The sequence below is a fragment of the Saccharomonospora marina XMU15 genome (genome assembly GCF_000244955.1).
Lineage (GTDB): Bacteria > Actinomycetota > Actinomycetes > Mycobacteriales > Pseudonocardiaceae > Saccharomonospora_A > Saccharomonospora_A marina.
In genome coordinates this window covers 3460136-3482441 of the sequence record NZ_CM001439.1, presented here as the reverse complement: position 1 = coordinate 3482441, position 22306 = coordinate 3460136, and the positions used below count along the sequence as shown (strand labels likewise).

Below are 22306 nucleotides of genomic sequence, written 5' to 3'. Positions count from 1 at the left end.
ACCGTGGGCGCATGACCGCTCGTGGCCCGATCATCGTCGTCGGCCCACCCGGCTCCGGAAAGAGCACGGTGGGCCCGCTGCTGGCGGACCGACTGGGCAAGCCCTACCACGACGCCGATGCCGAACTGGAGGCCAGGACCGGCCGACGCATCGCCGACATCTTCGCCACCGATGGCGAGGAGGCCTTCCGCGCGATCGAGGAGGACGTCGTCGCCGAGGGGCTCGCCCGCGACGACGGCGTCTACGCGCTCGGTGGCGGGGCAGTGCTTTCCGAGCGCACCAGAAAGCGCCTCGCCGGGCACACCGTGGTGTTCCTCAACGTCGGCATGGCCGAGGGCGTGCGACGCACGGGCATGTCGACGGCACGCCCGCTGCTCGCCGGAATCAACCCCCGCGCGACTTACAGGGCTTTGCTGGAGGCTCGGCTGCCGGTCTACCGCGAGGTCGCCACGGTGGAGATCGACACCGACGACCGAAGCCCCGACGAGGTCGCCGCGGCGGTCGTCGACCGGCTGCGCGAGGGCGGTGTGCCAGAATCGGCGCCCGGCGGCAACAGGAACGACAAGAACGACAAGAACGACAAGAACAACGCCAATAACACAACAGAACACTCCACAGGGGAGCGATGATGCGTTCACGCGTGTGGCTCGCCGGGCTGCTGGCCGGTATCGCGGGGCTGCTCGGCGCCTGCGGCTCGGGCGCCGAAGCGGGTGACGGCGGAACCGAACCGGCGGACCCGACCACCGGGCAGCAGGTCACGGGGGAGCAGGCCACCTCGGCGGCGGAGGCGCCCGGAGAGGGCGACGCCGCGCAGGATGTCAAGATCACCAGTTGCGAGCAGACCGGCTACGTGCCCAGGGCAGGCCTCGAGGTCACCAACAGCACCGCCGAGTTGTACCGCTACGCCGTCACCGTGACGATCAGCAACCCCAACGGTGAATCCACGGAGGCCTACTTCGTGGAGGGCAAGCTGCGGCCGGGGCAGACCGTCACCGAAACCATCCCGGGGTCCACCCCGGTACCGGGCGAGGTCAGCTGTGAGGTCAGCGAGGCCAAGCGGCTGCCGCCGCAGTGAGGAATCCGATGACCGATCCAGTCCGCATACCGGTTCGCACGGCCCAGCCCTACGACGTCGTGGTGGGGCGCGGCCTGCTGGGTGAGCTCGCGGGCACGGTGCGCGACGCATCCAAGGTCGCGCTGATCCACCCGCCCACACTGATCACCACGGCCGAGGCGGTGCGCACCGAACTGGCCGACAGTGGGCTCGACGCGCACCGCGTCGAGATCCCGGACGCCGAGGACGGCAAGGCGCTGTCGGTGGCCGGGTTCTGCTGGGAGGTACTGGGCCGGATCGGTCTCGATCGCCGGGGTGTCGTCGTCGGTCTCGGCGGCGGCGCCGTCACCGACCTCGCCGGGTTCGTCGCGGGCACCTGGATGCGGGGCGTGCGGCTGGTGAACGTCCCGACCACCTTGCTGGGCATGGTCGACGCCGCGGTCGGCGGCAAGACCGGAATCAACACCGACGCGGGCAAGAACCTCGTGGGTGTGTTCCACGAACCGGTGGCGGTGCTGGCCGACCTGGCCACGTTGGAGACCCTGCCGCCCAACGAACTCATCTCCGGGATGGCCGAGGTGGTCAAGGCCGGGTTCATCGCAGACCCGGGCATTCTGGAGCTGATCGAGCGCGACCCGGCGGCGGCGGTGGACACCGGGGACGACGTGCTCGGTGAGCTGGTGCGCCGCTCCATCGCGGTGAAGGCCGACGTTGTCGCCGCCGACCTGCGCGAGTCCGATCTGCGGGAGATCCTCAACTACGGTCACACCCTCGGGCACGCCATCGAGCGGCGCGAGCGCTACCGCTGGCGGCACGGTGCGGCGGTCAGCGTCGGCATGGTGTTCGCCGCCGAACTGGCCAGGCTGGCGGGCAGGCTCGACGACGCGACCGCCGACCGGCATGCGGCCGTGCTGCGCTTACTCGGGCTGCCGACAACCTACGAGCCCGACGCGCTGCCCCAGTTGATCGAAGGAATGCACGCCGACAAGAAGAGCCGGTCCGGCACACTCCGGTTCGTGGTGCTCGACGGCCTGGCCAAACCCGGCAGGCTGGAGGGCCCCGACCCGGCGCTGCTGGCAGGCGCGTACTCCGCCGTCGCGGGCGGAGAAACCAAGGACGGGGGAGTGTTGCTGTGAAGGTGTTCGTGCTCAACGGCCCCAACCTCGGCAGGCTCGGCAAGCGGGAGCCCGCCGTCTACGGGACCGTCACCCACGACGACTTGGCGGGCATGTGCACCGACATCGGCAAGGAACTGGGCCTCGCCGTCGAGGTCAGGCAGACCGACCACGAGGGTGAGCTGATCGGATGGCTGCACGAGGCCGCCGACGAAGGCGTCCCCGTCGTGCTCAACGCCGGCGCGTGGACCCACTACTCCATCGCCGTGCGCGACGCGGCGGCCCAGCTGAGCGCGCCGCTGATCGAACTGCACATCACCAATGTCCACAAGCGAGAGCAGTTCCGGCACCACAGCGTGCTCTCCGACGTCGCGAGCGGCGTCATCGCCGGGCTCGGTGTCGACGGGTACCGGCTGGCGCTGCTGTGGATGGCGGGCAACGCGGCCTGAGCGCGGTCCTACCGCGTCGGACAGCCCGGTCCCGGCGGGAGACTCCGCCGGGACAAGACCTCAGGCATACACCTGTCCGGGTGAGCGGCCACGTAAACTGAGCGGGTCGTCGGCCGGGCGTGTGTTCCCGGCTCCGGGGGATGGTTGGAGGTCCGGGCGTCACCATGCGCACTCGCCGCGGTCGGGGGCCGCTCACGGCCACGGCGCTCGCCATGGCCGCCACCGTGGTACTCGGCGCCTGCACGGCCACCAGCGCGCGCCCGCAGGCGGAGGGCAGTGAGCCCGCGATCGGCGGTGGCCGGGAACGGACCTCCTCCACTGTGGAGCAGCGCACCCTGCTGTCCGGCTCCGAGCGGGCCAGCAAGGGGGTGGTTGCCCGCGGCGGTGCCGACTCGGTCTACAACTACGGCCCCACGGTGATGGTGGACGGTGAACGCACCCGGATGTGGTGGTGCAGCCAGTACGGTAGCGCCAAGCCCGCGGGCGACGACATCCTGTACGCCGAGGCAACCTCACCGGACGGACCGTTCGCCGGGCCCGGCGGCGCGCAGCCGCCCGCGGTGCTGTCGGGCTCCCGTGGCCGGTTCGACGGTGTGCACACCTGCGACCCCTCCGTGCTGCGGGTCGACGGCACCTACTACATGTATTACACCGGTGCGGCGGGCGACCACGCGCTCGGCAACGCGATCGGGCTGGCGATTAGCAGCGACGGGCTGCATTGGACCCGGCCGACCGGTGAACCGATCGTGCGTCCCGCGGGCGACACCCGCCGCGACAACACCTACGGGGCGGGGCAGCCCGCCGCCGTATACCTGGACGGCTGGTTCTACCTGATGTTCACCGACACCACGGCGCGCGCCGCGGGCTGGAACGGTGCCGGTCAGTTCCTGTTGCGGGCCAAGGACCCCACGTTCGCCGCCGGGGTGCAGGCGCTGGGCCCCGACGGGTTCCACCCGGTGGCAGACACCTCGGCGCCGAGGACGAACTCGCTCGTCGACGCGTTCAGCGCGGATCTGATGTGGGTGGACGCGCTGGACGCGTTCGCCATCGCCCACCAGACCGACCGGGGCACCACGATCACCTTCTGGGACCGCCGGTTCTCGGTCAGCCCGTACCGCCCGGTGCTGATACCCAGCGAGTGGGAGGAAGGACCGGGGTTGGTGCGGCAAGGCGACGGGCACGCTCCCGTCGCCACGACCGACCCGTGCGGCAGGGTTCCGATCGACGTGCTGCATGCCACCGTCATCGGCAAGGCGGGGGCGCCGACCGGCCTGCGGCACTTCGGGCTCGACCTGCGCGACGTCGACGGCTGCGCCGGGGCGCAGCGCACACTTGCCGTGCTCGACGGGCTGGCGATGCCTTCACCGCTGCGCACCATGGACCTGGTGATCGGGGGTGAGGTACTGCGGGTGGACCGCCGCTCGGTGGCGACCGGGCTGGCCAGGGAAGTGCTCGACGAACGCGTTCCCGCGCTCGATCAGGCCGGCGACGCGGTGCGACTGGCGGCGGGGGCCCGCGCGGTGCGCGCGCCGGGCATGGGCACGGGCTTCCTGCTCGACGGCAGGCTGTGGCCGCTGGCCACACCCGAGGCCGAGGAGATCCTCGCGCGCAACGGCTCCACCGCCGAACCGATCAGCCGGCAGGAATGGCAGGCCTACCCGGCAGGGCCGACCCTGGGTTCCTGAACCGCGCTTTCGTCGTCGGCTTCGGCGGAGCGTGAGCCGCCGAGGCGGGCGCCGACGAGCAGGCCGAGCCCGGCCGGAGCGAGCACCAGCAGGGCGGTGAAGGCCGCGCCGCCGGTGAGGGCGGCGCCGAGGGCGTTCACACCGGTCTGATCGACGAAAACCGCCCTGCCGATGACGGCGAGCACCCCGGAAACCGGTCCGGCGACCAGCGCGGCGATGAACCAGGTGCGGGGGGCTCTGTCGATCCCGAGCCACGCGTCGATGGCACTCCACAGCGCCGCCGCGCCGACCAGCAGCGCCAACGTCACGATCGTGACGAAGGTGACCTCGGTGGGCTGGAACACGGCGATCTTGGCGAGCGCGACGGTCCCGGCGGCGTGCAGCACCGCCATGACGACTCCGCGAGTAACCCAGGACGGCATCGGGCAACTCTAACGCCCTTGACCGCGAATCGTCCCGCCCGCCACTCGTCTCGTCCGCCGCGAGGCGCCGCACACGACCGGACCTCGACTGCTCCTAGACTGGCCGGGTGCCCGACCTCCACGCGACTCGGCGAGCGGCGCTGCGTGACCTGTTGCGCGAAGCCGATCTCGACGCACTGCTCGTCACCGACGTCGTCAACGTGCGCTACCTCAGCGGGTTCACCGGTTCCAACGCGGCCTTGCTCGTACCGTCGTCGGGCGAGGACGGCACGGTGTTGTGCACCGACGGCCGCTACACCACGCAGGCCGCGGCCGAGGTGGCCGATCTGGAACGTGTCATCGACAGGCCGTGCGCGCAGGCGCTGCTGCGCCGTGCCGCCGCTGCCGGGCACCGCCGAACCGGGTTCGAAAGCCACCACGTGACGGTGGATGAACACGCCGACCTGGTGGCGCTGACCGACGAGGTATGCCTGCTGCGCGCGCCGGGTCTGGTGGAGCGGCTGCGCGCCGTCAAGGACGCCACCGAGATCGTGGCCATCCGTTCCGCGTGCGCCGCCGCCGACGGCGCGCTGGCCGAACTGCTGCGGAGCGATGCGGTGCGGCCGGGTCGTACCGAGCGCGAGGTGGCCGCCGACCTGGAGGCGGGGATGGTGCGGCAGGGCGCCGAGGGGCCCGCGTTCGCATCCATCGTCGCGGCGGGCGCCAACTCGGCGGTCCCGCACCACCGCCCCACCGATGCCGTGCTGACCCGTGGCGACCTCGTCAAGCTGGATTTCGGTGCGGTGGTGGGTGGATACCGCTGCGACATGACCCGCACTGTCGTGCTCGGCGAGCCAGCCGGTTGGCAGCGTGACCTGCACGACCTGGTCGGTGAGGCGCAGCGCAGGGCCATCGCCGCCGCGTTGCCGGGCGCGGACGTGGCCGCGGTGGACGCCGTTGCGCGCGACCACATCCGCGACGCCGGGCACGGCGCCGAGTTCCCGCACGGCCTCGGGCACGGGGTGGGCCTGCGCATCCACGAGGCACCGAGTCTCGCCGCGACCGGCGAAGGTACACTGGCCGCCGGTATGACGGTCACCGTCGAGCCCGGCGTCTACCTGGCGGGGCGCGGTGGCGTGCGCATCGAGGACACGCTCGTCGTGCGGGAGGCGACTCCCGAGATCCTCACCCTGAGCACCAAGGAACTCGTGGCCGTCTAGTGCGCGGCCCAGCCGAAACACAGGAGAACTCACACTCGTGGCCACCACCAACGACCTGAAGAACGGCATGGTCCTGAACCTGGACGGCCAGCTGTGGTCCGTCGTGAACTTCCAGCACGTCAAGCCGGGCAAGGGGGGAGCGTTCGTGCGCACCACCCTCAAGCACGTGCTGTCCGGCAAGGTGGTGGACAAGACGTTCAACGCGGGCACGAAGGTCGACACGGCCACCGTGGACCGGCGTCAGATGACGTACCTGTACAACGACGGCACCGACTACGTGTTCATGGACGGCGAGACCTACGACCAGATCAACCTGCCCGCCGAGACCGTCGGCGACGGTGCCAACTACCTGCTGGAGAACACCGAGGTGCAGGTGGCGATGCACGAGGGCACGCCGCTGTACGTGGAGCTGCCGACAACGGTGGAACTCGTGATCGAACACACCGACCCCGGGCTGCAGGGCGACCGCTCCACCGGCGGCACCAAGCCCGCGCGGCTGGAGACCGGTGCCGAGATCCAGGTTCCGCTGTTCGTCAGCAGCGGTGAGAAGGTCAAGGTCGACACCCGCGACGGCCGCTACCTCGGCCGAGCGTGAGCGGCACCGGCGCGGTGAGCACTCCAGGCTCGTCCCGGCGCGGCGCGCCCACCGGCCGTCGCGCCGCTCGCAGGCGTGCCGTCGAACTGCTCTACGAGGGGGCGCTGCGGTCGGTCGACCCGGTGACGCTGCTGGGCGACCGGATGGGCGCCAAGGATGTGGACCCGATCCCGGACTACACGATCTCGCTGGTCGAGGGTGTGACGGCCAACCTGGAGCGCATCGACGAGTTGCTCGCCGAGCACGCGCAGGGCTGGTCGCTGAGCCGCATGCCGGTGGTCGACCTCGCGGTGCTGCGCATCGGGCTCTACGAGCTGCTGTGGGCGGCCGATGTGCCCGATCCCGTCGCCATCGACGAAGCGGTGGGCCTGGCCAAGGAACTCTCGACCGAGGACTCGCCCCGGTTCGTCAACGGCGTACTCGGCAGGATAGGCACCATCGCGGACCGCCTGCGCGCGGTCCTCTGACGTCGTCGGCGAGGACCGCGCGCGGCGGTCAGTCCTCCTTCGAAGGGCGGGCCTCCGGCGGAAGCACCCCCCACTCGATGAGCTGTTCGGTCAGCTCGCCGGGGGTCATGTCGTAGATGATCGCGAGTGAGCGCAGGTCCTCGGTGCGGATCGAGAGCACCTTGCCGTTGTAGTCACCGCGCTGACTCTGGATGGTCGCCGCGTAGCGGGCGAGCGGGCCCACCTTCTCCGCGGGTAGTTGCTGCAGCCGCTCGAGATTGATCACAATCTTGGTCGCGGGCTCGGCACCGGAGGGCACTCGGCCTTCCGGTAGCAGCTCGACCACCGGGACACCGTAGAAGTCGGCGAGCTCGGCAAGTTTCTGTACGGTCACCGCGCGGTCACCCCGCTCGTACGAGCCCACGACGACGGCCTTCCATCGACCGCCGGATTTCTGCTCGACTCCGTGCAGGGACAGACCCTGTTGCTGGCGGATTCCGCGGAGCTTGGCCCCGAGCGCCTTGGCGTAATCGCCCATGTGGTGGTTCTCCGTTTCCTCGCCCCGATCCGGCCCGGATGACCGACAGGGAACTCCTGAGTCGAATACTCACAGTAATGGTTACTCTTTGTCGTCACCAGGTCAAGCAGATCGTCGCTGGCTGGAGTTACGCGGCTGCCGACACCACCCGGAAGGGCGAGAAGCTCGACCTGTTACTGTCTCTTTGATACCCCGCGTATCCAGGGTTATCGACATCCTTTAAGGACCCGTCCGGTGAGGCGGGGAAGGAGGTCCCAACGTGGCGCCACGCCCACGTGGCGCGACGGAGCCCGCGGCCGAACGTGAACTGCTTTCGGCCGGCGACGTCGCGCGCACCATCGCCCGAATGGCGCATCAGATCATCGAGAAGACAGCGCTCGGTGCGGAGAGCACACCCCCGCCCGTGCTGCTGGGAATCCCCACCCGAGGCGCGCCACTGGCCGCGCGGCTCGCGGACCGTATCAGCGAGTTCTCCGGCGTAGAGGTGCCGGTTGGCGCGCTGGACGTCACGCTGTACCGCGACGACCTGCGCCGCAGGCCCACCCGGCCGCTGCAGGAGTCGCAACTGCCCGGCGGCGGCATCCAGGACCGCGTCGTGGTGCTGGTGGACGACGTGCTGTTCTCCGGACGCACCATCCGTGCGGCACTGGACGCGCTGCGTGATCACGGCAGGCCGACGGCCGTGCAGTTGGCGGTTCTGGTCGACAGGGGCCACCGGGAACTGCCGATCCGCGCCGACTACGTCGGCAAGAACGTGCCGACCTCCCGCTCGGAGGCGGTCTCGGTGCTGCTCACCGAGACCGACGGGCGCGACGCCGTGTTGCTGGGGGTGCGGGCATGAGGCACCTGCTCGGCACCGAAGGGCTCGACGTCGACACGGCCACCGCCGTGCTGGACACCGCCGACGAACTCAAGCGCACCCTGCTGGGCAGGGAGGTCCGCAAGCTGCCGACGCTGCGCGGTCGCACGGTGGTGACGCTGTTCTACGAGAACTCCACGCGTACCCGGGTCTCCTTCGAGATCGCGGGCAAGTGGATGAGCGCCGACGTGGTGAACGTCTCGGCGAGCAGTTCCTCGGTCGGCAAGGGCGAGTCGCTGCGCGACACCGCACTGACCCTCGCCGCGGCGGGGGCGGACTGCGTCGTCGTGCGGCACCCGGCCTCCGGGGCCGCGCACCGGCTTGCCTGCTGGCTGGAGGACAACGGCACCTCGGTGGTGAACGCAGGGGACGGCACCCACGAGCACCCCACGCAGGCCCTGCTGGACGCCGCCACGCTGCGCGAGCGGCTCGGCGGGCTCACCGGAAGGCGGGTGGCGATCGTCGGCGACGTGCTGCACAGCCGGGTCGCGCGCTCCAACGTTCACCTGCTGACCACGCTCGGCGCCGAGGTGGTGCTCGTCGCCCCGCCGACGCTGCTGCCGGTGGGGGTGGGCGAGTGGCCGGTCACCGTGTCGCACCAGTTGGACGCCGAGTTGCCCGCCGTGGACGCGGTGATGATGCTGCGCGTGCAGGCCGAGCGGATGCACGGCGGCTTCTTCCCCTCGGCACGCGAGTACTCGATCTCCTACGGCCTCAGCCAGGCACGGCAGCGGCTGCTGCCCGAGCACGCCGTGGTGCTGCACCCCGGGCCGATGCTGCGTGGCATGGAGATCGCCTCGTCGGTCGCCGACGCGGCGAGCGCCGCGATCACCGAGCAGGTGCGCAACGGGGTCCACGTGCGGATGGCGGTGCTCTACCACCTGCTCGCCGGAGACAACACGGCGGACGCCGCCGACGCGGCCACCGCCCAGCGAGCCCATGGAGGCGAGGCGTGAGCGAGATCCTGATCACCGGTGCGCGGCTGTACGGAGCGGGTGATCCGGTCGACGTGCTGGTCGCCGACGGCCACATCGCCGAGATCGCGGCGGTGGGTGCCACCGCGGCGCCGGAGTCGGCGCGAGTCGTGCGCGCGCAGCGGCAGGTGCTGCTGCCCGGCCTCGTCGACCTGCACACCCACCTGCGCGAGCCTGGCAGGGAGGACACCGAGACGGTCGAGACCGGTTCGGCCGCGGCGGCGCTCGGTGGCTACACCGCTGTGTTCGCCATGGCCAACACCGACCCGGTGGCGGACAACGCGGTCGTGGTGGAGCACGTGTGGCGGCGCGGCCGTGAGGTCGGCCTCGTCGATGTGCACCCGGTCGGGGCCGTCACCGTCGGTCTCGCCGGGGAACGGCTGGCCGAACTGGGCACGATGGCCAAGTCCGCCGCCGGGGTGCGGATGTTCTCCGACGACGGCCACTGCGTGTCCGATCCGCTGCTGATGCGCAGGGCGCTGGAGTACTCCACCGCGCTGGACGTGGTCGTTGCGCAGCACGCCGAGGAGCCACGGCTCACCGTCGGTGCGCAGGCCCACGAGGGTGAGCGCGCCTCCCGGCTGGGCTACGCGGGCTGGCCAGCCTCCGCGGAGGAGGCGATCGTCGCGCGGGACTGCGTGCTCGCCAGGCACGCGGGCGCGCGGCTGCACGTGTGCCACGTATCCACGTCGGGCACGGTCGATGTGCTGAGCTGGGCCAAGGAACTCGGTGTCGAGGTCTCCGCCGAGGTCACCCCGCACCACCTGCTGCTCACCGACGAGCGGCTGGCGACCTACGACCCGGTCAACAAGGTCAACCCGCCGCTGCGGGCCGAGCGGGACGTGCTTACGCTGCGGCGGGCACTGGCCGACGGCGTACTCGACTGCGTGGCCACCGACCACGCCCCGCACGCGCCGCAGGACAAGGACAGCGAGTGGGCTGCCGCGCGGCCGGGGATGCTCGGGTTGCAGACGGCGCTGTCGATCGTGGTGGAAACCATGGTGCGGCCGGGTCTGCTCGACTGGCGTGGGGTCGCCAGGGTGATGAGCGAACGGCCCGCCGAGATCGCCGGATTGCCCGACCACGGCAGGCCGCTGGCGCAGGGCGAGCCCGCGAACCTGGTGCTGGTGGACCCCGACGCCGAATGGACCGTGCGTGGCGGCGAGCTGGCCAGCATCGCGGCCAACACGCCGTACGAGGGCATGCGGTTGCCTGCCGTGGTGAGCGCCACGCTGCTGCGCGGCCGGTTGACCTCCCTCGAAGGGAAGATTGTGTGATGGAGAGGCTGCTGCTGACGCTGCTGTTCGTCGCCCTGTTCGCGCTGAGCCTTTACGGCATGTGGCGGGGCTGGCGCAGGCAGGCGCGCGAGCAGAGCGTGCGAGTGCCGCCGTTGCCCGCCGTGCCGGAGGGGCTGGGCGAGCCACTGCTGGAGTCCAGCGGGCTGTACGTGGCGACGACGTTCGCGGGCCGCTGGCAACAGCGCATCGTGACCAGGGGAGCGGGTCTGCGCGGCCCGGCCGTGTTCCGGCTGTACCGCGACGGTGTCGAGGTCGACAGGGCGGGCGCGCCCGGGTTCTGGATCCCGAGGGAGTCGATTGTGAACGTGCACACCGCCAGGGGCATGGCGGGAAAGGTGATGGGCACCCAGAGCCTGCTGGTGTTCACCTGGCGGCTGCGGAACGGGGATCGGGACGTGGAGCTCGACACCGGCTTCCGCGGTGACGACCTCGCCGAGTACCGGAGTTGGAGCGAACAGGTCGAGGGAGGTGCGCGGGCATGAACGGCGCGAACGGCGCGAACGGCACAGCGTGGGAACCGGCCGTGCTGGTGTTGGAGGACGGCCGCGTCTTTCGCGGAGCGGCCTACGGCGCGCGCGGACGCACGCTCGGCGAGGTGGTGTTCTGCACCGGAATGACCGGGTACCAGGAGACGCTGACCGACCCTTCCTACCACCGGCAGCTCGTGGTGCAGACGGCGCCGCAGATCGGTAACACCGGCTGGAACGACGAGGACGACGAGTCGGCCCGGATCTGGGTGGCGGGCTACGTGGTGCGCGATCCGGCGCGGGTGCCGTCGAACTGGCGGTCCACCCGGTCGCTGGACGACGCGCTGGCCGACGCGGGTGTCGTCGGCATCAGCGAGGTCGACACCAGGACGTTGACCAGGCACATCCGTGAACACGGCGCGATGCGTGCCGGGATCTTCTCCGGTGACGCGCTGGGCACCGACGACGACCTGCTCGCGCAGGTGCTGGCCTGCCCGCCGATGAAGGGCGCCGACCTCGCGGGCGAGGTCACCACGGCACGGTCCTACGTGGTGCCCGCACAGGGGCAGCGGCGGTTCCGCGTCGCGGCGCTGGATCTCGGCATCAAGTCCAACACCCCGAGGGAGATGGCACGGCGTGGCATCGAGTTGCACGTCCTGCCACTGAGCAGCACGGTCGAGGATGTGCTGAGCATCGAACCCGACGGCTTTTTCCTCTCCAACGGGCCGGGTGACCCGCAGACCCAGGAACACGCGATCGAGCTGACCAGGCAGATGCTCACTCGGCGGATTCCGCTGTTCGGGATCTGCTTCGGCAACCAGATACTGGGCCGCGCGCTGGGGCTGAAGACGTACAAGATGCGGTTCGGGCACCGGGGCATCAACGTCCCGGTGCTGGACGCCGAGACCGGGCGGGTGGCGATCACCGCGCAGAACCACGGCTTCGCGCTCGAGGGCGAGCCCGGGCAGCGGTTCAGCTCACCGTTCGGCACCGCGAAAGTCAGCCACTACTGCGCCAACGACGGCACCGTCGAGGGGTTGCGCTGCGAGGACGTGCCCGCCTTCTCGGTGCAGTACCACCCCGAGGCCGCCGCGGGACCGCACGACGCGGCTTCGTTGTTCGACGAGTTCGTGACTCTGATGGAGAAGTACACCGATGCCCAAACGCGCTGACATCGAGCACGTCCTCGTGATCGGTTCCGGCCCGATCGTCATCGGCCAGGCGGCCGAGTTCGACTACTCCGGTACCCAGGCCTGCCGGGTGCTGCGCGCCGAGGGGCTGCGGGTCAGTCTCGTCAACTCCAACCCCGCGACGATCATGACGGACCCCGAGTTCGCCGACTCCACCTACATCGAGCCGGTGACCCCGGAGTTCGTGGAGAAGGTCATCGCCACCGAGAAGGAACTGGGCAGGCCGATCGACTCGCTGCTGGCCACCCTTGGTGGGCAGACGGCGCTCAACTGCGCGGTGGCCCTGCACGAGCGCGGCGTGCTGGAGAAGTACGGCGTCGAGTTGATCGGCGCCGACGTCGACGCCATCCAGCGCGGTGAGGATCGGCAGAAGTTCAAGGACATCGTGCGCGCCGTCGGCGGCGACGTGCCGCGCAGTGCCGTGTGCCACTCCATGGAGGAGGTACGCAAGACCGTCGCCGAGGTGGGCCTGCCCGTGGTGATCCGGCCGTCGTTCACGATGGGCGGGCTGGGCTCCGGGATGGCGCACACCGAGGACGAGCTGGAGCGGATGGCCTCGTTCGGGCTGGAGGAGAGCCCGGTCACCGAGGTGCTCATCGAGGAGAGCGTGCTCGGCTGGAAGGAGTACGAACTCGAGCTGATGCGCGACCGGCACGACAACGTGGTGGTCGTGTGTTCCATCGAGAACGTCGACGCGATGGGCGTGCACACCGGCGACTCGGTGACCGTGGCACCCGCCATGACGTTGACCGACCGCGAGTACCAGCACATGCGCGACGTGGGCATCGCGGTGCTGCGCGAGGTCGGTGTGGACACCGGCGGCTGCAACATCCAGTTCGCGATCAACCCGCGCGACGGGCGGATGGTCGTCATCGAGATGAACCCGAGGGTGTCGCGGTCCTCCGCGCTGGCGTCGAAGGCCACCGGGTTCCCGATCGCCAAGATCGCCGCGCGGCTGGCGATCGGGTACACGCTCGACGAGATCAGCAACGACATCACCGGCGAGACACCCGCGTCGTTCGAGCCGACGCTGGACTACGTGGTCGTGAAGATGCCGAGGTTCGCGTTCGAGAAGTTCCCCGGCGCCGACCCCGAGCTGACCACCACCATGAAGAGCGTCGGCGAGGCGATGTCGCTGGGCCGCAGCTTCCCCGAGGCGCTGGGCAAGGCGATGCGCTCGCTGGAGACCAAGGCCGTCGGGTTCTGGACCAGGCCGGATCCCGAGGGCGCGACGATGGAGTCCACGCTGGCGCAGTTGCGGGTGCCGCACGACGGCCGGATCTACGCCGTCGAGCGGGCGCTGCGGCTCGGCGCGAGCGTGGCGCAGGTGCACGAGGCCAGCGGCATCGACCCGTGGTTCATCGACCAGATCGCGCTGATCGGGGAGCTGGGCAGGCAGTTGCGGGACGCGCCCGTGCTGGACGAGCCACTGCTGCGGCGAGCGAAGCGCACCGGGCTTTCCGACGCCCAGATCGCCGCGCTGCGTCCCGAACTCGCGGGCGAGGACGGTGTGCGGGCGCTGCGCCACCGGCTGGGCGTGCGGCCGGTGTTCAAGACCGTGGACACCTGTGCCGCGGAGTTCGCCGCGAGGACCCCGTACCACTACTCGGCATACGAATCCGATCCGGCGGCGGAGTCGGAGGTGGCGCCGCAGCCCGACAAGCCGAAGGTGCTCATCCTCGGTTCCGGCCCCAACCGGATCGGTCAGGGCATCGAGTTCGACTACTCGTGCGTGCACGCCGCGCTGGCGCTTCGCGAGGCGGGTTTCGAGGCCGTGATGGTCAACTGCAACCCCGAGACGGTCTCCACCGACTACGACACCTCCGACCGGCTCTACTTCGAGCCGCTGACGTTCGAGGACGTGCTGGAGGTGGTGCACGCCGAGCAGGCGTCGGGTGAGGTGGCCGGCGTGATCGTGCAACTCGGCGGGCAGACCCCGCTGGGCCTGGCGCAGCGGCTTGCCGACGCCGGGGTACCGGTGGTGGGCACGCCTCCGGAGGCGATCCATCTCGCCGAGGAACGGGGTGCGTTCGGCGAGGTGCTGGCCGCCGCGGGGCTGCCCGCGCCGAAGTACGGCATGGCGACCTCGTTCGAGGGCGCCAAGCGGGTTGCCGACGAGATCGGCTACCCGGTGCTGGTGCGGCCCTCCTACGTGCTGGGCGGCCGCGGCATGGAGATCGTCTACGACGAGGCGGCGCTGGAGGGCTACATCCAGCGCGCGACCGAGGTGACACCGCAGCACCCGGTGCTGGTGGACAACTTCCTCGACGACGCCATCGAGATCGACGTTGACGCGCTGTTCGACGGCGAGGAGCTGTACCTGGGCGGCGTCATGGAACACATCGAGGAGGCGGGGATCCACTCCGGCGACTCGGCGTGCGCGCTGCCGCCCATCACGCTCGGCCGCACCGATCTGGACACCGTGCGCCGCTCGACGGAGGCGATCGCCCGCGGGATCGGCGTACGGGGGTTGCTGAACGTGCAGTACGCGCTCAAGGACGACGTGCTGTACGTGCTCGAGGCCAATCCGAGGGCCTCGCGCACGGTGCCGTTCGTCTCGAAGGCGACGGCCGTGCCACTGGCCAAGGCCGCCTCGCTGATCATGACCGGCTCCTCGATCGCGTCGTTGCGCGACCGCGGCGTGCTGCCCGCGAGCGGGGACGGCGGGCACCTGCCGGTGGACGCGCCGGTGGCGGTGAAGGAGGCGGTACTGCCGTTCCACCGCTTCCGTACCCCGGAGGGGCACGGGGTGGACTCGCTGCTGGGTCCGGAGATGAAGTCCACCGGCGAGGTGATGGGCGTGGACACCTCCTTCGGGGAGGCGTTCGCGAAGTCGCAGGCGGGCGCCTACGGCAGCCTGCCCACCGGCGGCAGGGTGTTCGTCTCCGTCGCCAACCGGGACAAGCGCTCGCTGGTCTTCCCCGTCAAACGGCTGGCCGACCTCGGTTTCGAGGTACTCGCCACCTCGGGTACCGCGGAGGTGCTTCGCCGCAACGGTATCCGCTGCTCGGTGGTGCGCAAGCACTACGAGGGCAGCACCGAGCAGGAACCGAACGTCGTCGAGGTGATCCGCGACGGCGGGGTGGACATGGTGATCAACACTCCGTACGGCAACAGCGGCCCGCGTGTCGACGGCTACGAGATCCGCACGGCCGCGGTGTCGCGCGGCATCCCGTGTATCACCACCGTGCAGGGCGCCGCCGCGGCCGTGCACGGCATCGAGGCGTTGCTCAGGGGCGACCTCGGGGTCCGGTCGATACAGCAGTTGCAGCGCGGGTTGCGAGCCACGTAGCGGCCCGTACGGCCACGGCAGGAAGGGGCAGGGATGCGGGAGGCGTTCGGCAAGCGGCTCGCCGACGCGGTATCGACTCGTGGTCCACTGTGCGCGGGGGTCGATCCACACCCCTCGCTGCTGCGGGACTGGGGGCTGGCCACGGACGCGTCGGGGCTGGAGCGGTTCGCGCTCACCGCCACGGAGGCGATCGCGGAGCACGTGGCGGTACTCAAGCCGCAGTCGGCCTTCTTCGAGGCACACGGGGCCGCCGGGATCGCCGTGCTGCAGCGGGTCATCGGCCTGGCGGGCGAGGCGGGCGCACTGGTGCTGCTGGACGTCAAACGCGGCGACATCGGCTCCACCATGGCCGCGTACGCGTCGGCCTACCTCGGCGAAGGCTCCCCGCTCGCGGCCGACGCGATCACGGTGTCGCCCTATCTCGGCTTCGATTCGCTCGAACCCGCCCTGCGGCAGGCGGAGGCCACCGGCAGGGGTGTGTTCGTGCTCGCGCGGACCTCGAACCCGGAGGGCGAGCGGGTGCAGCGTGCCGACGCCGGTGGTGGCCGCACGGTGGCACAGTCGGTGATCGATGCGGCGGCGCTGCGCAACGCCGGCACGGCGCCGATGGGACACGTCGGCGTCGTGGTCGGGGCCACCAACGAACCGGGTCAGGTCGAACTGACTAGGCTGAACGGGCCAATTCTGGCTCCGGGTTTCGGCGCACAGGGCGCCACGGTGCGGGATCTGCCGCTGGTTTTCGGCGACGCCCTGCCCAGGGTGCTGCCCGCGACGTCGAGGGCGCTGCTTCGGCACGGCCCCGATCCGGCCGCGCTGCGTGCCGCGGTACTGAGCGTGACCGACCAGCTGTCGCAACTACTCGGCTAGCGCTTGCGGCCGGATGGATGCCCTGGTCGACCGGGATTTTGATCTTGGTCTAGGGTATCCGACGTGGCGTAACCGGGGGTGTTGGCGCCGCACAGGGCGACGATTCCCGCCGCGCGGGCTGACACCGGGCAACCGAATGTGAGTAGGGTCGTTCCTGGCCGTGCCTCGGCGTCCAGTCGTGGCGCGACAACACCGCGAAAAGGGCCGTCGACCGGCGTCCCGAAGTCGCGGTCAGCGTCCACCCCCGCATTGTGGGTCCAGGTCGAGGGTGGGTACGGTCGCCACACCCACCCAGAATTTTGAGTAATACCGGAGGAAAACGTGGCACTTCCCCAGCTCACCGAGGAACAGCGTGCTGCGGCGCTGGAGAAGGCCGCCGCCGCCCGTCGCGCCCGCGCGGAGCTCAAGGAACGGCTCAAGCGCGGCGGTACGACCCTCGCCGACGTGCTGAAGCAGGCCGACGAGGACGAGGTCCTCGGCAAGATGAAGGTCTCCGCGTTGCTGGAGGCCCTGCCGGGCGTGGGCAAGGTGCGTGCGCAGCAGACCATGGAGCGACTCGAGATCGCTTCCAGTCGCAGGCTGCGCGGCCTCGGCGACCGGCAGCGCAAGGCGCTGCTCGCCGAGTTCAGCGGCGAGTGAGCGAGCAGCGAAACGGCGGTTCGACCGTGGCCGGCCCCTACGGCGGCCGAGACGGCGTCGGTGAGCCGATGCCGGGCGAGTCTGCCCGGCATCGGCTCACCGTCGTGTCGGGACCATCCGGGGTCGGCAAGTCCAGCGTCGTGGCGGAGCTGCGCAGGCTGTGTCCCGAGATCTACTTCAGCGTTTCGGTGACGACGCGCGCGCCAAGGCCCGGCGAGGTCGAGGGGCAGCACTACCACTTCGTCGAGCCTTCGACCTTCGATGCCATGGTGGCGCGCGGGGAGTTCCTCGAGCACGCCGAATTCGCGGGAAACCGCTACGGGACCCCGAGGGCGCCCGTGGAGGCGGCGCTTGCCTCCGGCAGGCCCGCCGTGCTGGAGATCGAGCTGCAGGGCGCGCGCCAGGTGCGGCTGGCGATGCCGCAGGCGCGGCTGGTGATGCTGCTGCCGCCCTCGTGGGCCGAGCTCGTCGGCAGGCTCACCAGCCGCGGCACCGAGCGTGACGAGGCCGTGCGAGCCCGGTTGGCCGAGGCGGAGCGGGAACTGGCGGCCGCCGGGGAGTTCGACGAGCACGTTGTCAATGCCGACGTGCGGGTGGCCGCACGGGAGTTGCTAAGCTTGATTACCGGCGAAACCACCGTTTGCGATGATTCGGAGCACAGTCAGTGACAGCGATTACGCTGGGCCCGCAGGGTGAGCAGCTCGAGGGCATCACCAACCCGCCCATCGACGACCTGCTCGAGAAGGTCAGCTCCAAGTACGCGCTCGTGATCTACGCCGCGAAGCGTGCCCGCCAGATCAACGACTACTACGCCCAGCTCGGCGAGGGCCTGTTGGAATACGTCGGCCCGCTCGTGGAGCCGGGCCCGCGTGAGAAGCCGCTCTCGATCGCGCTGCGCGAGATTCACGCCGGGCTGCTCGAACACACCGAAGGCGAGTAGCACCAGGTGGCCCCTCGACCCCGGGTCGTCCTCGGCGTCGGAGGCGGGATCGCCGCCTACAAGGCCTGCGAGGTGCTGCGGGGCCTCACCGAGTCCGGCCACGACGTGCGGGTGGTACCCACCGAGTCCGCGTTGCGGTTCGTCGGGGCCGCCACCTTCGAGGCGCTGTCGGGGCATCCCGTGCACACCGGTGTGTTCACCGAGGTGCCGCAGGTTCAGCACGTCCGCGTCGGCAAGGAGGCCGACCTGGTACTCGTCGTGCCTGCCACGGCCGACCTGCTGGCCAGGGCCGCGCACGGCATGGCCGACGACCTGCTCACCACCACGCTGCTGACGGCTCGCTGCCCGGTGGTGTTCTTCCCTGCCATGCACACCGAGATGTGGGAACACCCCGCCACCAGGGACAACGTCGCGCTGCTGCGTGGTCGCGGCGCCGTGGTGACCGAGCCCGGTTCCGGCCGGTTGACCGGAGCCGACACCGGCAAGGGCAGGCTTGCCGACCCCGCTGAGATCGTCGACCTCGCTCAGCTGCTGCTGGCGCGACCCGACGCCTTGCCGCGCGACCTTGAGGGCCGCCGCGTCGTCGTGTCGGCCGGTGGCACCAGGGAGCCGCTCGACCCGGTGCGCTATCTCGGTAACCGCTCCTCCGGCAAGCAGGGCTACGCGCTGGCCAGGGTCGCAGCGCAGCGCGGCGCCACCGTCACGCTCGTCGGGGCCAACACCTCGGAGCTGCCCGACCCCGCCGGGGTGGAGGTGGTGCCCGTCTCCACCGCGGAGCAGCTCGCGGCCGCTGTGCGCGACGCCGCGCCTGCGGCCGACGCCGTGGTGATGGCCGCCGCCGTCGCCGATTTCCGGCCCGCGACCCTGGCCGAGCACAAGATCAAGAAGACCGACGACATGTCGGCGCCGACGGTGCCGCTCACCCGTAACCCGGACATCCTCGCGGGCTTGGTGGCGAGCAGGCCGAAGGACCAGATCGTGGTCGGCTTCGCCGCCGAGACGGGCGACGAGCGGGGCAGCGTGCTCGACCATGCCCGCACCAAGCTCAAGCGCAAGGGCTGCGACCTGCTGGTGGTGAACGCCGTCGGCGAGGGCAAGGCGTTCGGCACCGACGACAACACCGGCTGGCTGCTGTCGCAGCAGGGCTTGCAGTGGCGTATCCCACTGGGCTCGAAGTCGCGACTGGCGGCCACGGTGTGGGACGCCGTGGGAGAGCTGATGCGGCAACCGGGGCAGCGCCAGTAGGCTCGCGGCAGGGTCGGTGTCGGCCGGCTCGCAGGCGTCAGTGAGGGAAGTGACGACAGTCGTGACCGCGTCGAACCGCAGGCTGTTCACATCGGAGTCGGTGACCGAGGGTCACCCGGACAAGATGTGCGACGCCATCAGCGACTCCATCCTGGACGCGATGCTGGCCGCCGACCCGCGCAGCCGCGTCGCCGTGGAGACGCTGATCACCACCGGGCAGGTGCAGGTGGCCGGTGAGGTGACCACGGAGGCTTATGTCGAGATCCCGGCGATCGTGCGTGAGCGCATCCTCGAGATTGGTTACGACTCCTCGGCGAAGGGGTTCGACGGCGCCTCCTGCGGGGTGAACGTGGCGATCGGGTCGCAGTCGCCCGATATCGCGCAGGGTGTGGACACCGCCTACGAGACGCGAGTCGGGGAACGCGGTGAATCCGCGGACGCCGACGACCTGGACAAGCAGGGCGCCGGTGACCAGGGTTTGATGTTCGGTTATGCGTGTTCGGACACGCCGGAGTTGATGCCGCTGCCGATCGCGCTGGCGCATCGGTTGTCGCGGCGGTTGACCGAGGTGCGTAAGAACGGGACGGTGCCGTATCTGCGTCCGGACGGTAAGACGCAGGTGACCATCGAGTACGCGGGTGAGCAGCCGGTGCGGTTGGACACGGTGGTGATCTCCAGCCAGCACGCCGAGGGCATCGACCTCGACAGGATGCTCGGGGTCGACGTCGCCGATCAGGTCGTGGCGCCGGTGCTGGCCGAGTTCGACATGCCCGCCGACGGGATGCGGCTGCTGGTCAACCCGACGGGCCGGTTCGTGGTCGGCGGGCCGATGGGTGACGCGGGGCTGACCGGTCGTAAGATCATTGTGGACACCTACGGTGGGATGGCGCGGCACGGTGGTGGCGCGTTCTCGGGTAAGGACCCGTCGAAGGTGGACCGGTCGGCGGCGTACGCGATGCGCTGGGTGGCCAAGAACATCGTCGCCGCGGGCCTGGCCGACCGCGCCGAGATCCAGGTGGCCTACGCGATCGGCAAGGCGGCTCCGGTGGGTCTGTTCGTGGAGACCTTCGGCACCGAGACGGTTGACCCGCTGAAGATCCAGGCTGCCATCGGCGAGGTGTTCGACCTGCGGCCCGCCGCGATCATCAGGGATCTGGACCTGTTGCGGCCGATCTACGCGCAGACCGCCGCCTACGGGCATTTCGGGCGCGGCGACCTGGACCTGCCATGGGAGCGCACCGACCGGGTCGAGGAGCTGCGCAAGGCGGTCGGCGCCTGACGGGTGCTGATCCAGCGGCGGCTTCGCGCCGAACCCGACCTGCCGGGCGGTTCCCGGTTGCCTTAAGCTCTCGGACCCATGGTGCAGGCTAAGGAGCTCACGGCTCCCGAGAGCGGTCTGGCGCAACCGAAACCTTCAGGTGTGCGGCACATCAGTTGGGACGCGGTGCGGGTCGTCAGCATCCTCGCCGTACTCGCCTTCCACGCGACGTTCCTGGCGCCGCTGACCCTGCCAGGGCTGGAGCTGCCTCCCGCGCCGTTGCGGATGGACTTCCCGTTCGGCGCCTCGGTGCTCATCACCGTGTCCGGCTACTTCGCGGCCATGACGATCGGCAAGCAGACCTCGCTGCGCTGGTGGCTGCGCAGGCTCGCCAGGCTGCTGCCCGCGTTCTGGGTCGCCGTGCTCGTCATCTTCGCCAGCACCCAGTTGTTCGCCCCCGAGGGCCTGCCCAGGCACACCTACAGTGACCTGCTCGGCAACCTAGCGCTGGTGCACGTGCTCATTCCCGAGGTGTCCTACATCGACCTCGCGCACTGGACGGTGCCGGTGCAGGTCGCCGGGTTCACGGCTATCGCGCTGCTGGCGTGGGGCGGCCGGATCAGGGGCAGGGCGGCGACCACCGTGATGTGGGTGGTGCTGCTGGTTCCGATGGCTCTGCGGTACCTGTTCATGGGGCCGGGTGAGGTGGCGCCGTTCTGGGTCAGGGTGATCATGGACGGCACCGGGATCAGCCGCGCCCACCTGCTGATCGCGGGCGTGGCCATCTACCGGTGGTCGAAGGGCCGCATCAGCTTCACCGAGTTGTACGCCATGCTCGGGGTCGTGCTCCTGGCACACGGCCTGCACCCGCCGGAGGGTGACTCCGTGCTGGCCTTCGCGGTGGCGCTCGTGCTGGTCTGCGTCGCCGCGTACCAACCGGTGTGGGACGGCGCGTGGCTCGTCAGGTTCGCCCGGCCCATCCGGTGGCTGGCGGGCATCTCCTACGGCGTGTACCTGATGCACTACGTGGTCGGCACGATCGTGGCGCGCCACCTGGCCGACCTGGGCGTGCCGTGGTGGGGTTGGATACCCGCGATGATCGCGTCGGCGATCGTCCTCGGCTGGGCACTCACCCGGTGGGTCGAGCAGCCGGTGTTCAAGTTCCTCACCCGCCGCATCGACCCGCGGCGAGGCACCGACGAGCCCAGAGTGGTCAGCGCCTGACGGCCGGGTCGGCGGGTGCCCCGCGGGCCCGCGCCACCGCGAGGCCACGCCTGGTAGAGATGACGGCGTGAGCGGCGAGGAAACGACACCGCTGTGGGAGCTGCCACGCCGTCGCCCCACCGGGGACAGGGCGGGGGCGGCCTCGCGCCGCAAGGGGCAACGCGTACCCGCGGAGTCGAACCCGATCGCGCGGGTGGTCGTCGACGTGCCGCTGGCGCACCTGGATCGCGCGTTCGACTACCACGTGCCCAGCGAACTCGCCGACAGCGCCGTGCCGGGCTGCCGGGTACGGGTCAGGTTCGCGGGCCAACTGGTCGACGGCTTCCTGCTGGAGCGGGCCGCCACCACCGAACACACCGGCAGGCTGGCGTTCCTCGAGCGCGTGGTGTCCAGCGAGGTGGTGTTGCCGCCGAGGTTGGCGCGGCTGTGCCGGGCGGTCGCGCAGCGCTACGGCGGCACGCTCGCCGACGTGCTGCGGCTGGCCGTGCCACCCCGGCACGCCAGGACCGAGGCCGAACCCGCCGCCGAGCCCGCGGCACGGCCCGCCGAG

Annotated in this window: 24 protein-coding genes; 22 read left to right on the top strand and 2 right to left on the bottom strand. The window is 70.6% G+C overall.

Annotation, left to right across the window (positions count from 1 at the left end; genetic code table 11):
• Positions 1–11: 11 nt before the first annotated feature.
• The 5 genes from SACMADRAFT_RS16445 to SACMADRAFT_RS16425 all read left to right on the top strand — a co-directional run bounded on the left by SACMADRAFT_RS16445 (position 12) and on the right by SACMADRAFT_RS16425 (position 4303).
• Positions 12–629 carry a shikimate kinase gene (locus SACMADRAFT_RS16445; RefSeq protein WP_083841046.1) on the top strand — a complete coding sequence of 206 codons (618 nt, stop codon included), beginning with the start codon at positions 12–14 and terminating at the stop codon, positions 627–629.
• Positions 626–1075: a hypothetical protein gene (locus tag SACMADRAFT_RS16440; RefSeq protein ID WP_232285416.1), complete on the top strand. Its 450-nt coding sequence runs from the start codon at positions 626–628 to the stop codon at positions 1073–1075. The genes SACMADRAFT_RS16445 and SACMADRAFT_RS16440 overlap by 4 nt, the downstream gene beginning before the upstream one ends.
• 8 nt (positions 1076–1083) lie before the next feature.
• A complete protein-coding gene (gene aroB / locus SACMADRAFT_RS16435) occupies positions 1084–2190 on the top strand; it encodes a 3-dehydroquinate synthase (RefSeq protein WP_009154961.1) in 1107 nt (368 codons plus the stop codon).
• Positions 2187–2618, top strand: a complete 432-nt coding sequence (aroQ, locus tag SACMADRAFT_RS16430; RefSeq protein WP_009154960.1) for a type II 3-dehydroquinate dehydratase — start codon at positions 2187–2189, stop codon at positions 2616–2618. Before aroB ends, aroQ begins: the two co-directional genes overlap by 4 nt.
• A 164-nt stretch (positions 2619–2782) precedes the next feature.
• Positions 2783–4303, top strand: a complete 1521-nt coding sequence (locus tag SACMADRAFT_RS16425) for a glycoside hydrolase family protein (RefSeq protein ID WP_009154959.1) — start codon at positions 2783–2785, stop codon at positions 4301–4303.
• On the opposite strand, the gene SACMADRAFT_RS16420 is transcribed toward SACMADRAFT_RS16425, so the two are convergent.
• Positions 4273–4695: a hypothetical protein gene (locus SACMADRAFT_RS16420; RefSeq protein WP_009154958.1), complete on the bottom strand. Its 423-nt coding sequence runs from the start codon at positions 4693–4695 to the stop codon at positions 4273–4275. The genes SACMADRAFT_RS16425 and SACMADRAFT_RS16420 overlap by 31 nt on opposite strands.
• A gap of 137 nt (positions 4696–4832) precedes the next feature.
• On the opposite strand from SACMADRAFT_RS16420, the gene SACMADRAFT_RS16415 reads away from it, so the two are divergent.
• Genes SACMADRAFT_RS16415 through nusB form a run of 3 tightly spaced genes read left to right on the top strand, consistent with a single transcriptional unit; the run spans position 4833 to position 6986 of the window.
• Positions 4833–5924, top strand: a complete 1092-nt coding sequence (locus SACMADRAFT_RS16415; RefSeq protein WP_009154957.1) for a M24 family metallopeptidase — start codon at positions 4833–4835, stop codon at positions 5922–5924.
• Between the two features lie 37 nt (positions 5925–5961).
• The gene (gene efp, locus SACMADRAFT_RS16410; RefSeq protein ID WP_009154956.1) at positions 5962–6519 is read left to right on the top strand and encodes an elongation factor P; all 558 of its coding nucleotides are present in this window, start codon (positions 5962–5964) and stop codon (positions 6517–6519) included.
• Positions 6516–6986, top strand: a complete 471-nt coding sequence (gene nusB / locus SACMADRAFT_RS16405; RefSeq protein WP_009154955.1) for a transcription antitermination factor NusB — start codon at positions 6516–6518, stop codon at positions 6984–6986. The genes efp and nusB overlap by 4 nt, the downstream gene beginning before the upstream one ends.
• A gap of 28 nt (positions 6987–7014) precedes the next feature.
• Here nusB and bldD read toward each other — a convergent pair whose 3' ends face one another.
• Positions 7015–7503 carry a transcriptional regulator BldD gene (gene bldD, locus SACMADRAFT_RS16400; RefSeq protein ID WP_009154954.1) on the bottom strand — a complete coding sequence of 163 codons (489 nt, stop codon included), beginning with the start codon at positions 7501–7503 and terminating at the stop codon, positions 7015–7017.
• 259 nt (positions 7504–7762) lie between these two features.
• Here bldD and pyrR point away from each other — a divergent pair, with 259 nt between their 5' ends.
• The 14 genes from pyrR to SACMADRAFT_RS30435 form a co-directional block, all read left to right on the top strand.
• Positions 7763–8344, top strand: coding sequence for a bifunctional pyr operon transcriptional regulator/uracil phosphoribosyltransferase PyrR (pyrR, locus tag SACMADRAFT_RS16395; RefSeq protein WP_009154953.1), 582 nt, complete (start codon positions 7763–7765; stop codon positions 8342–8344).
• Entirely contained in the window at positions 8341–9318 is a 978-nt protein-coding gene (locus SACMADRAFT_RS16390) for an aspartate carbamoyltransferase catalytic subunit (RefSeq protein ID WP_009154952.1), read from the top strand. The genes pyrR and SACMADRAFT_RS16390 overlap by 4 nt, the downstream gene beginning before the upstream one ends.
• Complete coding sequence (locus tag SACMADRAFT_RS16385) at positions 9315–10613, top strand: dihydroorotase (RefSeq protein WP_009154951.1); 1299 nt, start codon at positions 9315–9317, stop codon at positions 10611–10613. Before SACMADRAFT_RS16390 ends, SACMADRAFT_RS16385 begins: the two co-directional genes overlap by 4 nt.
• Complete coding sequence (locus SACMADRAFT_RS16380) at positions 10613–11116, top strand: PH-like domain-containing protein (RefSeq protein ID WP_009154950.1); 504 nt, start codon at positions 10613–10615, stop codon at positions 11114–11116. The genes SACMADRAFT_RS16385 and SACMADRAFT_RS16380 overlap by 1 nt, the downstream gene beginning before the upstream one ends.
• Positions 11113–12273 (top strand): glutamine-hydrolyzing carbamoyl-phosphate synthase small subunit, encoded by a 1161-nt coding sequence (gene carA / locus SACMADRAFT_RS16375; protein ID WP_009154949.1) that lies wholly within the window; start codon positions 11113–11115, stop codon positions 12271–12273. The genes SACMADRAFT_RS16380 and carA overlap by 4 nt, the downstream gene beginning before the upstream one ends.
• A complete protein-coding gene (carB, locus tag SACMADRAFT_RS16370) occupies positions 12257–15583 on the top strand; it encodes a carbamoyl-phosphate synthase large subunit (protein ID WP_009154948.1) in 3327 nt (1108 codons plus the stop codon). Before carA ends, carB begins: the two co-directional genes overlap by 17 nt.
• Positions 15584–15616: 33 nt before the next feature.
• A complete protein-coding gene (pyrF, locus tag SACMADRAFT_RS16365) occupies positions 15617–16450 on the top strand; it encodes an orotidine-5'-phosphate decarboxylase (RefSeq protein WP_009154947.1) in 834 nt (277 codons plus the stop codon).
• Positions 16451–16771: 321 nt separating this feature from the next.
• The gene (mihF, locus tag SACMADRAFT_RS16360) at positions 16772–17089 is read left to right on the top strand and encodes an integration host factor, actinobacterial type (protein ID WP_005455668.1); all 318 of its coding nucleotides are present in this window, start codon (positions 16772–16774) and stop codon (positions 17087–17089) included.
• Between the two features lie 68 nt (positions 17090–17157).
• Positions 17158–17757, top strand: coding sequence for a guanylate kinase (gene gmk / locus SACMADRAFT_RS16355; protein ID WP_408640357.1), 600 nt, complete (start codon positions 17158–17160; stop codon positions 17755–17757).
• The gene (gene rpoZ / locus SACMADRAFT_RS16350) at positions 17754–18029 is read left to right on the top strand and encodes a DNA-directed RNA polymerase subunit omega (RefSeq protein WP_009154945.1); all 276 of its coding nucleotides are present in this window, start codon (positions 17754–17756) and stop codon (positions 18027–18029) included. Before gmk ends, rpoZ begins: the two co-directional genes overlap by 4 nt.
• A 6-nt stretch (positions 18030–18035) precedes the next feature.
• The gene (gene coaBC, locus SACMADRAFT_RS16345; protein ID WP_009154944.1) at positions 18036–19274 is read left to right on the top strand and encodes a bifunctional phosphopantothenoylcysteine decarboxylase/phosphopantothenate--cysteine ligase CoaBC; all 1239 of its coding nucleotides are present in this window, start codon (positions 18036–18038) and stop codon (positions 19272–19274) included.
• 61 nt (positions 19275–19335) lie between these two features.
• Positions 19336–20553 carry a methionine adenosyltransferase gene (gene metK, locus SACMADRAFT_RS16340; RefSeq protein WP_040925725.1) on the top strand — a complete coding sequence of 406 codons (1218 nt, stop codon included), beginning with the start codon at positions 19336–19338 and terminating at the stop codon, positions 20551–20553.
• Positions 20554–20631: 78 nt separating this feature from the next.
• Positions 20632–21756, top strand: a complete 1125-nt coding sequence (locus SACMADRAFT_RS16335) for an acyltransferase family protein (RefSeq protein ID WP_009154942.1) — start codon at positions 20632–20634, stop codon at positions 21754–21756.
• A gap of 67 nt (positions 21757–21823) precedes the next feature.
• Positions 21824–22306: primosomal protein N' family DNA-binding protein (locus SACMADRAFT_RS30435; protein ID WP_009154941.1), on the top strand; the 483-nt coding region annotated here is incomplete at its 3' end.

What these genes read in the sequence shown, in the direction of transcription:
- SACMADRAFT_RS16445 (WP_083841046.1), top strand. Translation starts at nt 12, where the DNA reads ATGACCGCTCGTGGCCCGATCATCGTCGTCGGCCCACCCGGCTCCGGA.
- SACMADRAFT_RS16440 (WP_232285416.1), top strand. Translation starts at nt 626, where the DNA reads ATGATGCGTTCACGCGTGTGGCTCGCCGGGCTGCTGGCCGGTATCGCG.
- aroB (WP_009154961.1), top strand. Translation starts at nt 1,084, where the DNA reads ATGACCGATCCAGTCCGCATACCGGTTCGCACGGCCCAGCCCTACGAC.
- SACMADRAFT_RS16425 (WP_009154959.1), top strand. Translation starts at nt 2,783, where the DNA reads ATGCGCACTCGCCGCGGTCGGGGGCCGCTCACGGCCACGGCGCTCGCC.
- SACMADRAFT_RS16420 (WP_009154958.1), bottom strand. Translation starts at nt 4,695, where the DNA reads ATGGCGGTGCTGCACGCCGCCGGGACCGTCGCGCTCGCCAAGATCGCC.
- bldD (WP_009154954.1), bottom strand. Translation starts at nt 7,503, where the DNA reads ATGGGCGATTACGCCAAGGCGCTCGGGGCCAAGCTCCGCGGAATCCGC.
- SACMADRAFT_RS16390 (WP_009154952.1), top strand. Translation starts at nt 8,341, where the DNA reads ATGAGGCACCTGCTCGGCACCGAAGGGCTCGACGTCGACACGGCCACC.
- SACMADRAFT_RS16380 (WP_009154950.1), top strand. Translation starts at nt 10,613, where the DNA reads ATGGAGAGGCTGCTGCTGACGCTGCTGTTCGTCGCCCTGTTCGCGCTG.
- carA (WP_009154949.1), top strand. Translation starts at nt 11,113, where the DNA reads ATGAACGGCGCGAACGGCGCGAACGGCACAGCGTGGGAACCGGCCGTG.
- carB (WP_009154948.1), top strand. Translation starts at nt 12,257, where the DNA reads ATGCCCAAACGCGCTGACATCGAGCACGTCCTCGTGATCGGTTCCGGC.
- pyrF (WP_009154947.1), top strand. Translation starts at nt 15,617, where the DNA reads ATGCGGGAGGCGTTCGGCAAGCGGCTCGCCGACGCGGTATCGACTCGT.
- gmk (WP_408640357.1), top strand. Translation starts at nt 17,158, where the DNA reads ATGCCGGGCGAGTCTGCCCGGCATCGGCTCACCGTCGTGTCGGGACCA.
- SACMADRAFT_RS16335 (WP_009154942.1), top strand. Translation starts at nt 20,632, where the DNA reads ATGGTGCAGGCTAAGGAGCTCACGGCTCCCGAGAGCGGTCTGGCGCAA.